Raw genomic sequence first — 13,256 nt, 5'->3', positions numbered from 1 at the left:
AGGTAATTTCTCTCATTATCTTACCGAGCCGACTGAACTTAAGCGAAATCGTGAACTGTAACCCATTAAGACTCCCGGAGTGGCAAAATTGATAGAACTGTTACACACTAAGAACGCTTGTAGTATTTTTCAAGTTGTTTCTGTACGAGTATTTAACCGAAATCAATGGGTAAGCAGCGCGTTCTCTCTGGGGTTCAACCAACTGGCAACCTTCATCTGGGTAACTATTTAGGAGCAATTCGCAATTGGGTGGAAGGTCAAAGCCAGTACGAAAATTTTCTTTTTGTAGCCGATTTACATGCGATTACCGCACCCTACGAGCCTGCCACACTGGCATCTAATACCTACAATCTCGTGGCTCTCTATCTGGCTTGTGGTCTTGATTTAAACGACTCCACAATTTTTGTGCAATCCCATATCCCCGCCCATAGTGAACTAACTTGGCTGTTTAACTGCATTACACCTATCAACTGGCTAACAGACATGATCCAGTTTAAGGAAAAAGCAGTTAGACAAGGGGAAAATGTCAATACTGGCTTAATGGACTATCCCGTACTCATGGCAGCAGATATTTTACTCTACGATCCCGATAAAGTCCCAGTGGGGGAAGACCAGAAGCAGCACCTCGAACTAACACGCGATATTGTTAACCGGATCAACCACCAATTTGGCAGTCCAGAAAAACCCATCCTGAAGCTACCCGATCCCCTGATTCGTAAGGAAGGGGCACGGGTGATGAGTCTGGCGGATGGCACAAAGAAAATGTCTAAGTCAGACCCTTCGGACTTGAGTCGAATTAATTTGCTCGATTCCCCAGACGAAATCACCAAGAAAATTAAACGGTGTAAAACTGACCCGATTAAAGGTCTAGAATTTGACAATCCAGAACGTCCGGAGTGTAATAATTTGCTGAGTCTATATATGCTGCTTGCACAGAAAACGAAAGAAGAAGTAGCAGCAGAATGTCAAGATATGGGTTGGGGTCAGTTCAAACCGTTACTGACGGAGGCGACCGTTGCCGCGCTTGAACCCATTCAACAAAAGTATCAAGCCGTGATGGATGATCAGGGATATCTGGAGTCTGTGTTGCGAGAAGGGAGAGAGAAAGCCGAAGCGATCGCCAATGCGACCTTATTAAGGGTGAAGGCCGCTATGGGCTATTCAATGCCGCTTTGACAGATACTAATCCCATCGTAGATAGTGAGTGAGAACTCATGTCGGATTGGGGTTGAGTGCGACATTCAGCGATACCGTTTTTGCAGTCTACTTCAGCAAAATTCCATCTCTAAATAGTGGCTTCTTGTCATTCATCCCTTGGGCAGATTGGGCAGGATTCGGATACAGGTGATACTCGTAAGTAAGCGCAATTGATGATGAGCGATTCCCTTCAACAGACCACAGTTCGGACGGACATAGAGGCGATGCTTCTTGAGAGCAACTCACACAGTCCTGTCTCTACTCAAAACCAGTTTCGGACGGCGGCTCAATCCGGTGAATTTTTAATTACCGCCGAGGTGGCACCCCCCAAAGGTGGTGACCCATCTCATATGATTAAAATGGCTCAAGCCCTCAAGGGTAGGGTTCACGCCGTTAATATTACCGATGGCAGTCGGGCTGTACTCAGGATGAGTTCTGTCGCCGCCTCCGTCATTTTGTTGCAGCATGGAATTGAGCCGATTTGTCAGATGGCCTGTCGCGATCGCAACCGTCTCGCCCTCCAAGCTGACCTCATGGGGGCTCATGCTCTGGGGATTCGCAATATCCTGGCTCTCACGGGTGACCCCCTCAAAGCTGGGGACCATCCCGATGCGAAGGGGGTCTTTGATGTAGAGTCCGTGCGTTTATTGAAGCTAATTGGCAAGCTCAATAGTGGTTTCGATGCCAATGATAAGCCTCTAACAGATGGTGTTACGGATTTATTTACAGGTGCTGCCGTTGACCCGCAGCTAAAAAGTTGGTCTGGATTACAAAGTCGATTTGAGCGTAAACTAGAAGCGGGTGCACAGTTTTTCCAGAGCCAATTAATTAGTGATTTTGAGCGTCTGGAAAAGTTTATGAACGAGATTGCTGCTGGCACCAATAAGCCAATTTTAGCGGGGATATTTCTGCTCAAATCGGCTAAAAATGCCCAATTTATCAATAAATACGTCCCAGGTGTTCACATTCCCCAAACCATCATTGACCGATTGGGAGAGGCGGATGAACCCTTACAGGAAGGAGTGAAAATTGCTGCCGAGCAAGTCCAGCTCGCGCGGCAACTTTGTCAGGGTGTTCATATGATGGCGATCAAGCGGGAAGATTTGATTCCCAAAATTCTCGATTTAGCTGGAGTTCAACCCCTGAAAAGCTAAGTAAACCGAATGGGTCATTGGTTAAAGGGTTGAAGCTTAAAGGTTGAAGCTTGAAGGTTAAAGCTGGCAGGTTAGAACGTATCAACCTGATAACTTGCTGTGCTGGCAAACGTTCAACTTTTCTTTGGACGAACAATTTAGAACGAATGACTAAGGGCGAAGAAAAAAGGACTGATGAATAAAACGGTAGACACCCGAATCTGTGACATTACAGTGTACAGTAACCAAGCGCTGGTGACTCGCCGAGGAGTCGTGCAGCTCACTGGCGACGAGCATGAACTGGTGATTACCCAACTGCCAGTAACGCTCTTGAGTGAGTCAATACGGGTGAGGAATAGCGGTGCCTTAAGGGTGCGCTTGTTGGGAGTCCGAACCGAACGCACCTGTGCGACGGAGGAAGTGGCACAGAAAATTGCACAGCTCAATCAAGAAATTGGGCAAATTGAGGAGCAAAAGCGCCCCGTGCAAGATGGGCTGACACTGCTCAATCTGCAACGCAACTTTGTCAAAAGTTTGAGTAGTCAGTACTTGGAGCGCTTAACGAAGTTCCAAGACCCGGAACAGATGAACCTGAATCAAATCCGGGAATTAATGGATTTTGTCGGGCAGCAGTACAATGACTTCTCTGATGCGATCGCCCAACTGGAAAAAGAACAAAAACAGCTAGACTCGAAGTTGCAATCTCTGCGGCAGCAGCTTCAACAGTTGTCAGGCACCCAGCCTCCAGAAAGTTTCAATCTAATGATCACGGTCGAACCCTCGGCAGTAGGAGAATTGGAGCTAGAGATATCCTACATCGTCTATAAAGCAAGCTGGACACCCCTTTATGACATGCGCTTGGGTTCAAGCCATGAAAAAATCAATATCAGTTACCTCGCGGAAATTAAACAAAGTACGGGTGAAGATTGGCGGGGTGTAGCGCTCACTCTATCTACCGCCAAGCCAGGAATCGGCACTCTACCTGCCAAGCTCACCCCCTGGTATATCGATGTCCAACAGCCCAATCAGTTCAGAACACCCACCCTCTCAGAACCCGCCAGCCTGCCATCTCGGACTCTAGCGGCTACCATGCCGTTTGCTGGGACGACACCTTCAACGGAAGCGATGATGAAGTCTGGATTTGAGTATGGTTTTACCCAAACAGCAGCCCCAGATGCCTCCAAACCAGGAGGGAGTATTACTTATCGGATCAACAGCACTAGTTATATCCCTAGTGATGGCGTTCCTCATAAAACGACGATTTTGAATGAAGATTTCCCTTGCCGTGCCGAGTATATGGCTCTGGCTCGCGTCTCCCCTTTGGCTTATCTCCAGGCCACGATTACCAATCTCCAGGCTGGAGTGATGCTGCTAGCGGGCAAAGTGAATATCTTCTTGGATCAGACCTTTGTCGGAACAACACAACTCGATAACATTGCTCCCGGACAAGAATTCAAGCTCAACTTAGGGAGTGATGAAGGAATCGTGATTCAACGCGATTTGGTTGAACGTCAAGTAGACCCGAAGTTGATGGGCAACCAACGCCATCGTACCTATGCTTATCGACTGGTGATTACAAACTTCCGGGAGTGTGAAGTGAAGCTGAAACTCACAGAACAGTTGCCCGTCAGTCGTCACGAGCAAGTGAAAGTCCGTCTGACGCTCTCCAATCCGGAGATTGAGGTGGGTGAGATGGGTATGGTGGAATGGTCGCTCACGTTGCCGCCTCTGTCTGGGCAAGAGTTGTACTATCAGTTTGCGATCGAACATCCGCCCGAATTTACGATTGTTGGTTTGGAGATTTAGCAGAGCCTAACTTAGATATCTCGTAGCCACTGGGATAGCTCCGCACGGGTGAGTCTGTAAAGAAGTCTGGCTGTTTCCGAGGTGGAAACAGATGCAATATTCGACCCCGCCATTTTAGGCTGATGGCAACCCCTGAGCGCAGTATTTTTGGTGCTTGAGGCAACCCACAGGCTTCGATAATCGCATCATCGAGCAGGGCATAAATAGCAGGCTCGATCGCAGGTTGCAGGATACGGGGAAACCAACTCAAGAAAAGGTCACGAGTGGCTTCTCCAATCCGGCGATTGGGTTCTGAATAACGGAAATGTTCTCGCTCGTAGTCAAGATTGTAGCGTTCTAACTCCTGATAAGTTTCTGGGATATCTTGGATGTGCATCCGTTTGCCCACTTCCCGCCAGAAATAGAAAGACGCCAGACGTTCTTGCTCACACATGGAACGCCAACCAAAACGAGCATTCCAACGGATGGGTTCGTAAATAAAGGTGGAAAGTACGTAGAGGAAATCTTCATTGGAAATCTTGAATCGTCCGTGAATGGCATTCATCCGCTCGATGGCTTGGGTACCTCGTTCGCTCTCGTAACCCCATTTAACGATTTCGGCGGTAAGCAATCCTGTGTCGTCGTAGCGTTTTTGGGGACGAAGTTTGAATTCGCCTGTTTTATCGAGCAGTGCGGAGATGCTGGGAACGCAGAATGTTCTCATCAGGGCAACTTCGAGCGATCGCATTATCTCCCAAGGGAACTCATAGCCACTCATCAAATGATAAATCTCACAATGGTCTTGCACCGGGTCTAGCTGTTGAATCCGGTGCAAAATATCATAGCGACCCATGATTGATTGCTTCGTAAACAGATTAACTACACTATGAAGCACAAGGCTGTTTTCAGCTAGTAGTCCCAAAAGGAGCTCAACCATGAGTACTCAAACCATCAACCCACTGCCACTTCCCACCCACTTCGACGCCGCCAAAGTGGGGGAAGTTTGGCGAGTTCCCTATCAGGAGAGAGTCGCACAAGCAAGGAATTGGGCGAACCAGTACAATATCCAACCGACGGCTGAGGACAAAACCCGCATTTGTTTGTTGCTAATCGATGTTCAAAACACCTTTTGCCTGCCCGACTTTGAACTGTTCGTTGGTGGACAATCCGGGATAGGAGCAGTAGAAGATAATGTACGGTTGTGTGAGTTTATTTACCGCCATTTGGGGGTAATAAGTGCGATCGCCCCGACGATGGACACTCACACAGCCATGCAAATCTTCCATCCTATATTTTGGATTAACGAAGCTGGAGAACACCCGACACCGGCTGCCACTCTCATCACCCCGGAAGATATCCAGCAAGGTATTTGGAAAGTCAACCCAGCCATTGCTGATAGCCTCACTCACGGAAACTACTCCAGACTCCAATCACACGCCCTACACTACGTCAAGCAACTCAGTGATGCGGGGAAATACCCGTTGACGGTATGGCCTTATCATTCCATGCTAGGCGGGATTGGTCACGCTTTGGTTTCTGCTGTGGAGGAGGCCATATTTTTCCATTGCATCGCCCGAAATAGTCAAACGCGATTTGAAATTAAAGGCAACAATCCTTTAACTGAAAACTATTCCATCCTGCGTCCTGAAGTGATAGCAGATATGAGTGGAAGCCCAATTGCCCACAAAAATACAAGCTTAATTCAGTATTTGCTGGAGTTTGATGCGGTGATTATTGCAGGGCAAGCGAAGAGTCACTGTGTGGCTTGGACAATTGCCGATTTACTCACAGAAATTCAGCAGCAAGATGCCAGTCTTGCCAAAAAGGTATACCTGCTAGAAGATTGCACCTCACCCGTTGTAGTTCCAGGGATAGTAGACTATAGCGAACAAGCCGATGAAGCGTTCCGGCGATTTGCCGCCGCAGGGATGAACTTGGTTAAATCGACCGAACCGTTGGAAAGCTGGGGAGAGTTTGGAACCCTCATCCAGTAATAGCTATTATGCTGTCAGCACCTTAGGGAATGAAGAAAATCGTAGGAGAATAGGTATCACGGGATAGAAGTTATTAGATAGAGAATTATATCAACAAAGTGCAGAAAGTGGGTTAAAACCTACAGTTGGATAACTCCTATAAGCGCAAGCGGCACCGAGGAAATGCCGCCTGCTCTTCACAAATCTGTGCTTGCTCAGGTTAAATGGCAACCAATGACATAAGATTTGCACCTACAAAAAAATTCCAAATTAAATGTAAATATTACCCCTCATCTCCCTCCCCAATATCTCGCTTCAAGGGACGCTTATAGGTAAACCTGAACGTATCTCCACTGGCGATCGCCCTCCGCATTTCCTCATACATGGGGTAGCTGCCAACTCCACTGAGATTCACCCAGCCTCGTGTCCTGGTTAATGCCACAAATAGCTGGTTACGAAGGCTCACATCCGACTCATTCCGAGCAACATGATCGAAGCCGACGACATAAACCATATCCGCTTCATTCCCCTTCGCACGGGGGACGCGAGACACCGTTACTCCTCCCTCCATCCAAAAACAATCTGGGTCATGATGAGGCCATTGGGGATTGAGTTCATTCACTTCTAAAGCTGTGGGAATATAGATATCAATGCCTTGTTCCATCAAGCAACTAGCCACCTTATCTTCTAATTCCCTGGCTTCAGAAAGAGAGCCTAAAACAATCACTAAAATCTCACGACTGGGCTTGAGGTCATCATGATACAAGTTATGCTCAATCTTCTGAGCTAAAGCCGTCAATTCTTCCTGACGAGAACCATAGGTTTCAAACTCTATGATGGGTTCGCCCCAAAGTTCTGAAACCGGATTGGGAGAGTTTTCCGGAGGACGGTGCAGAGTAATTTGTTGACCCGAAATAAATTTCCCCTTCACAACTTCATAGCCGATCCTGTCCCACTCTTTCTTGTCTGTAATTCCTGCCAGCATTCCCTCTGGACGGAGCAAACCCATCCCAATCGCATGAGCGGCTGTGAGAATTGGGCCAGGGGTGCGGTAGCAGCGACGCATCACCTCAGATTTTTTAATCCCACCGTTGTATTGCGTTCCCTGAGTTAATAACCCGCTCAACTTTTCACCAAACAATTCCTTGGTTGTCGGAATCTTCAGGGTGTCCAAGCTTTGCGCTTCATCATAAGCCCAAATTAAACGACGTTGTTCGGGTTGTTCTGAGTCGATCGGTCGTAAAGCTTGATAAGCTAACCAATAAATCGCTTGTTTGTCCTGATACTTCAAGTCATCCTCAGATACTAAATCTTGCCCTTCATCAATGAGAATGGCATCAAATATCGGTTCAATTTCCATTTCTTCAGACAGTCGCTTACACAGGTCTGCCAATCCTCGATTGGGCTGCCTCTCCCTGGTTTCTCCTGCTGTTTTCGCCCGAACGCCATGGGACTGGCAAATTGTTCCATAAAAACCAGGTTGCTCCTTCGCACCCCAAGCATGAAGCACTCGCAGCTTGTGATTCTCTGTTTGGTCATAGCCAATTTCACCATTACTAAAACGACGCAACCATCGATCCAACAATCCAATGATTGTGTCGTAAAGTGTGCGGCTGAAAAATACCAAAGCAATATCCCACTCTGGATGCTTTAAGTGCATATGAGCCGCTTTTTGACATAGCAGGATTGTTTTGCCCGAACCCGCCACACCTCGCAATCGTTGAAAACCTGGAGGAATTTCTTTGCCAATATGTTCCTGCTGCAAGTCCAAATCAAAGAGATGTTGAGAATAAGCTGCCACAACGCTTCCACGCATTTTACCGTTAGTAGAGACAAGGGTACGAGGAGAACGACGCAAAACGGGTGCGCCGCTAATCACTGCCTTGAGCAACTTCCACTGTTCGTCATCCAAGTCTTCTCCCGGAACAATTGGTGCAGTTTGTTGAATTCGTTCTAAAAATCCAGCCTTGCCTAATTGATCTTGGAAGATAATCGGAGGACAACTGGGGAGTTGGTCAAAACCTCTTTGCTGCCATTGTTCTTGGGTAATCAGAGGCAATGCAACCATTGCTCGTCCCATGACTTTGCGCCAGATGGCTGGTTCGCGATCGCAATACGCAACCAACGCTCTTAGCTGACATTCAGCTTGTTGATAGGGGTTAGCTTCACGGGTATCAAAATTTTGCAGCTGCCACAGATGACCGTCAATTGCAACAATTTGGTCAATGGTGATTGATTTGACTTCAATCACAATTAAACTGTGTTCCCGATCCACCAGAAGAATGTCTGGCTCTTTCCGAATCTCTCCGACTTTCGAGAAAATTGGATAACGCCAATAGCCAATACAATTGCGATCTGAAAAAGCATTTTTTAGAGCATCCCACACCTTCTGCTCCCCTGCTTCTCCACTATCCCCTATGGGCATAGTTGTAATAAACTTGCGACCCTGATCAATTTCATTCACAGGCATTTAGGCTTACTTCCTTTAGTAAGATTTTCTGGGTGACGGCTCAATGCAGCCTCAAAAGTAGAGTTCCCAAAAAATCCAATCGGGGAACAAGCGGCTCAAAATTTTTTGGCGCGATCGCTTCTTCGGGAAGTCACGCCCATACAAAAATCCTTGCCCTCACTGGATTTGTCCGAGATGCATCGCATCCGAAGTCGTTTGCCCTCTGCCTTCTACCCTCTGCCCTCTGCCCTCTGCCCTCTGCCTTCTACCCTCTGCCCTCTGCCCTCTGCCCTCTGCCTTCTACCCTCTGCCCTCTGCCCTCTGCCCTCTGCCCTCTGCCCTCTGCCTTCTACCCTCTGCCCTCTGCCCTCTGCCCTCTGCCCTCTGCCCTCTGCCCTCTGCCCTCTGCCTTTTGCCTTCTGCCCTCTGCCTTCTGCCTTTTGCTTCATTTGTTGCAATTTGTTAAGTTGAGCTATCCTACCCGAAAATTTCACCTGAGTTGGTTATCTTAGGAATCGACGAGGATAAGTACCTTGTTCGTAGCGCAATTCAAAGCTGTTTTTAAAACCGCTGGTCAGTCCTTTTTAAAAAGTCCTTTGCAGACTTCTGACCAGCCTATAAACATCAAACCCAGACCCTAGGGCCTGGGTTATATAATATTAGCCCCCTTAGCCTACTTAACCGAGAATTTGTTCAATCATCCGGTTCGCTTGGGAACTATAACCACCGCCAAAAAGATTGAAGTGATTGAGGATGTGGTAGAGGTTGTAGAGAGTTTTTCGCTGTGTGTAACCGTCATCCAACGGCCAAACTTGGTTATAGCCGCGATAAAAGGCAGCCGGAAAGCCGCCGAACAGTTCCGTCATGGCGATATCTACTTCGCGATCGCCCACATACGTCGCTGGATCTAAAATCACCGGTTCTCCCAACTTCGTAATAGCCGCATTCCCGCCCCACAAATCACCATGCACCAAAGACGGTTGAGGCTGATGTTCCAGCAAACGTGGAACCAACGCTAATAATCGCTCTTGCTGAGGAAATTGCCCCCCACGACGTTGCGCCAGCTTGAACTGATAGCCTAACCGATGTTCAGCAAAAAAAGCCGCCCAATGAGATGTCCAAGTATTAATTTGGGGTGTTGAACCAATGGTGTTGTTCAAGTTCCAACCAAAGAAGGTGGAAGGTTGATTATTTGAACTTTCAACTGAGCTTTCGCCCCGCTTCGCTAACAACTTGCCAACGTTCAACTCTGGGTTAGGTTGAGGAGGTTTCGCCTGATGCATTTGGGCTAGTTTTCGCCCCATCTCTTCCCAATCTGGGGTCTTACCACTCCCCCCAAATTCCAGCCATTCCATCACAATGTAAGCAGAATCAGCGGCGGTACCAACGCCAATCGGTTTTGGCACCCGAATCGTTTGAGTTTCCAGCATCTGCTTTAAACCCAGCACCTCTGCCTCAAACATTTCCACCTGAGACGCCCGGTTGAGCTTCACAAAATAAGTATCCGTCTCGCTGCTGACAGCATAACCCTGATTAATACAGCCACCACTGACAGACCGACGGTTCTTAATGTCAAATGTCTTGCCAGTGATTTGGCTGATATGCGTCGCAATTTCTGTCCACATCACTAGAATTTGGGATTTGGAATTTTGGACTTTAGATTTTCACAGTAAATTAAGCTAATTTACTCATTTTGAAGTTGAATCATTGCCAACTTCAACCCGCTCTTAGCAACTCCCTTCATCTCAAATCTTGGTCGGTTTTATACTCACGATACCGTAAGCCTCAGCGGAGAGATACTGTTGTGCCGCCGATTGAATATCCAAAGAATTGACCGATTGAATGCGAGTCGGGTAGTTCAGCGCTGGTTCTAAATCTCCAATTTGGCACTGATAGTAGCCATATAAACTGGTGCGATCGCTCGGTTTTTCATTGCCAAAAATAAACCGATTAGCCACTTGCCGACGGATACGAGCGATATCCGCTTCTGCTACCAATTCCGTTTGAAAGCGGTGGATATGTTGCGCGATCGCAGCTTCCACTTCCGCTAAATTTTCTTCGGGTAAGTGTGCGGAAATATAGAACACGCCCTGAAGCCGCTGCGTCATATTACTCACCCCAATATGGGTCACCAATTTCCGCTCTTCACGCAAATCCCTCACCAGTCGTGACATGCGTCCCTGCCCTAAGATAGCCGCCAAGACATCCAATGCATAAGTTTGCTCCAATTGCAACATCCCCGGCACCCGCCAAATCATGACGAGACGAGCTTGCTGTAAGCTTTCATCGGTATACTCTCGGCGGACAATCTCTTGAAACGCAGGTTCAGGCTGGAAAGCGTTGGGATGCTGTAAAAACGGTTCAGGTAAAGAGCTGTTGCTTGAGTTGCTCTGTGTGTGATTGAAACCCTCTGCAACAATCTCGATCAACTCCTCAACCGGCAAATTCCCCACGGCGACTGCCGTCATCGACTTCGGTTGATACCATTGAGCATGAAAGTCACGCATCTGCTGAGGCTTCAACTGCTCAATCACCGATGCTGGCCCTAACACCTGTCGCCGATAAGGCAGTTGTTCAAACGTTGTCTCAATCGCCCGTCGAAACATACGACGCCCTGGATTATCATCGGAGCGGCGGATTTCTTCTAAAACCACCAGTCGCTCCCGCTCAAAAGCATCATCGGGAATGCTGGGGTTAAGCACCACATCCAGTTGCAAGGGGGCAAGTTGGGCAAAATCTTTTGGGGCTGTGGTGATGTAATAGTGAGTGTAATCTTGGCTGGTGGCGGCATTGGTCACCGCACCCCGCTCTTCAATCAGCCGCTCAAACTCACCACTTTTCAGGCGTGGCGTTCCCTTAAAAATCATGTGCTCTAAAAAATGAGCCATGCCGTTGATGTTGTCGGGTTCTACAGCCGAACCCACATTAATCCAAACATTCAAGTTAACGGCTTCGACAGGCATCCGCTCTGCCACGATAGTTAGACCATTGGGCAGTTGCTTGATGGTCGGGGCGTTGAGCGGGGGAGTTTTGAGCAGCGTTGAGGTCATCGGTACTTCGCGTTTTTGCCATTCCTCTCTATCTTAGTAGTTTGCAACGGTCGGCTCTGTCAGCGCTTCGCCCTAGCCCTCCACAAGCGCATTCTAAAATCAAGTTATGATAATTAATATTAAGAAATATAAAATTTTGCTATGCCAAGGAGTCAGGCAGACAATAGCAAGTTTCGCCGTGTTGTTGTCGTTGGTGCTGGAATCGGGGGTTTAACGGCTGGAGCCTTACTGGCTCGTCGGGGTTATCAAGTTTTAGTCCTCGACCAAGCGTTTGTGCCAGGAGGGTGTGCTTCTACCTTCAAACGTCGGGGATTTACGTTTGATGTGGGTGCGACTCAGGTGGCGGGTTTAGAACCGGGTGGCATTCACCAGCGAATTTTTGATGAGTTAGAAATTGACCTACCCGCCGCAACGCCTTGTGATCCGGCTTGTGCGGTGTTTCTTCCCGGTGAAACCGAACCGATTAACGTCTGGCGCGACCCAGAAAAATGGAAAGCTGAACGACAGCGACAGTTTCCCGGCAGTGAACCCTTCTGGCAATTGATGACCAAGTTGTTCGAGGCGAGCTGGAAGTTTCAATCCCGTGACCCTGTATTGCCTCCCCGGAATTTGTGGGACTTGTGGCAGTTATCGTCAGCCGTGCGTCCAGATACCTTGATTACCTTGCCCTTTACTTTCACCACAGTCGGGGATGCACTGCAGGGATACGGACTCTATGAAAATCAGCGTCTGAGGACGTTTCTCGATTTGCAACTGAAGCTTTATTCCCAAGTTAATGCGGATGAAACCGCCCTACTTTATGCGGCGACCGCGCTGGGTGTTTCAAGCGAACCGCAGGGGCTATTTCATCTTAAGGGCAGTATGCAGGTGTTGAGCGATCGCTTAGTCGAAGCGCTGGAAAAATGGGGGGGTAAACTGCTGATGCGCCACACGGTTGAACACATTGAAGTGTCCGGTGGTAAAGCGACTTGTGTGAGAATTCGCAATCAAAAAACAGGGGAAGTATGGACAGAACCGGCGGATGAAGTGGTTGCCAACGTCACTGCCCAAAATTTGGTGAAGTTACTCGCAGAACAAGCCCCTCAGGGGTACAAACAGCGAGTGGATAAGTTACCTCCAGCATCGGGTGCTTTTGTGATTTATTTGGGCGTTGACCAAAGTGCAATTCCCCTGGGTTGTCCGCCCCATCTTCAGTTTCTTTACGATTACTGTGGCCCAATTGGGGAGAATAACTCTCTATTCGTTTCAGTGAGTCATCCCGGAGATGGTCGCGCACCACAGGGCAAAGCGACAATTATTGCCTCTTCTTTTACCGAGGCGGCGAGGTGGTGGCAGGGGACGAAACAGGAGTATGACCAGCTTAAGCAAAAGTATACAGAAGATGCGATCGCCCAGCTTGCCCAGTATTTTTACTTAAAACCCGAAACCATCATCCACCAAGAAGTGGCAACTCCCCGCACGTTTGCCTTCTACACCGGTCGCGACCAAGGAATCGTGGGCGGCATTGGGCAACGCATACCAACTTTTGGCCCCTTTGGCTTTGCCACACGAACACCGATTAATCATCTGTGGTTGGTGGGCGATTCGACCCATCCAGGGGAAGGGACAGCTGGGGTGAGTTACTCAGCGCTCACGGCTGTAAGACAAATTGAGGCATCGGCGTAAAATT

Annotated in this window: 9 protein-coding genes; 5 read left to right on the top strand and 4 right to left on the bottom strand. The window is 48.3% G+C overall.

From position 1 onward, the window contains the following. Positions 1-165: 165 nt before the first annotated feature. The 3 genes from trpS to NDI48_05395 all read left to right on the top strand — a co-directional run bounded on the left by trpS (position 166) and on the right by NDI48_05395 (position 4,136). The gene (gene trpS / locus NDI48_05405) at positions 166-1,176 is read left to right on the top strand and encodes a tryptophan--tRNA ligase (GenBank protein ID MEP0830644.1); all 1,011 of its coding nucleotides are present in this window, start codon (positions 166-168) and stop codon (positions 1,174-1,176) included. A 245-nt stretch (positions 1,177-1,421) separates the two neighbouring features. Further along, entirely contained in the window at positions 1,422-2,351 is a 930-nt protein-coding gene (locus NDI48_05400) for a methylenetetrahydrofolate reductase (GenBank protein MEP0830643.1), read from the top strand. Positions 2,352-2,525: 174 nt separating this feature from the next. Further along, the gene (locus NDI48_05395; GenBank protein ID MEP0830642.1) at positions 2,526-4,136 is read left to right on the top strand and encodes a mucoidy inhibitor MuiA family protein; all 1,611 of its coding nucleotides are present in this window, start codon (positions 2,526-2,528) and stop codon (positions 4,134-4,136) included. Here the strand turns inward: NDI48_05395 and NDI48_05390 are convergent. Then, positions 4,111-5,052, bottom strand: coding sequence for a DUF2236 domain-containing protein (locus NDI48_05390; protein ID MEP0830641.1), 942 nt, complete (start codon positions 5,050-5,052; stop codon positions 4,111-4,113). The genes NDI48_05395 and NDI48_05390 overlap by 26 nt on opposite strands. On the opposite strand from NDI48_05390, the gene NDI48_05385 reads away from it, so the two are divergent. Continuing rightward, positions 5,051-6,109 carry an isochorismatase gene (locus NDI48_05385; GenBank protein ID MEP0830640.1) on the top strand — a complete coding sequence of 353 codons (1,059 nt, stop codon included), beginning with the start codon at positions 5,051-5,053 and terminating at the stop codon, positions 6,107-6,109. The genes NDI48_05390 and NDI48_05385 overlap by 2 nt on opposite strands. A gap of 262 nt (positions 6,110-6,371) precedes the next feature. On the opposite strand, the gene NDI48_05380 is transcribed toward NDI48_05385, so the two are convergent. The 3 genes from NDI48_05380 to NDI48_05370 form a co-directional block, all read right to left on the bottom strand. Continuing rightward, a complete protein-coding gene (locus tag NDI48_05380) occupies positions 6,372-8,558 on the bottom strand; it encodes an ATP-binding domain-containing protein (GenBank protein ID MEP0830639.1) in 2,187 nt (728 codons plus the stop codon). Between the two features lie 656 nt (positions 8,559-9,214). After that, on the bottom strand, positions 9,215-10,162 hold the full coding sequence (locus NDI48_05375; GenBank protein MEP0830638.1) for a fructosamine kinase family protein: 948 nt from the start codon (positions 10,160-10,162) through the stop codon (positions 9,215-9,217). A 120-nt stretch (positions 10,163-10,282) separates the two neighbouring features. Then, positions 10,283-11,587, bottom strand: a complete 1,305-nt coding sequence (locus NDI48_05370) for an insulinase family protein (protein ID MEP0830637.1) — start codon at positions 11,585-11,587, stop codon at positions 10,283-10,285. 141 nt (positions 11,588-11,728) lie between these two features. Here NDI48_05370 and crtD point away from each other — a divergent pair, with 141 nt between their 5' ends. Then, positions 11,729-13,252, top strand: a complete 1,524-nt coding sequence (gene crtD, locus NDI48_05365) for a C-3',4' desaturase CrtD (GenBank protein ID MEP0830636.1) — start codon at positions 11,729-11,731, stop codon at positions 13,250-13,252. Positions 13,253-13,256 lie beyond the last annotated feature (4 nt).

Origin of the sequence: Microcoleus sp. AS-A8 (genome assembly GCA_039962225.1) — a bacterium.
Taxonomy (GTDB): Bacteria; Cyanobacteriota; Cyanobacteriia; order Cyanobacteriales; family Coleofasciculaceae; genus Allocoleopsis.
This window is presented reverse-complemented; position numbering and strand designations above follow the sequence as displayed.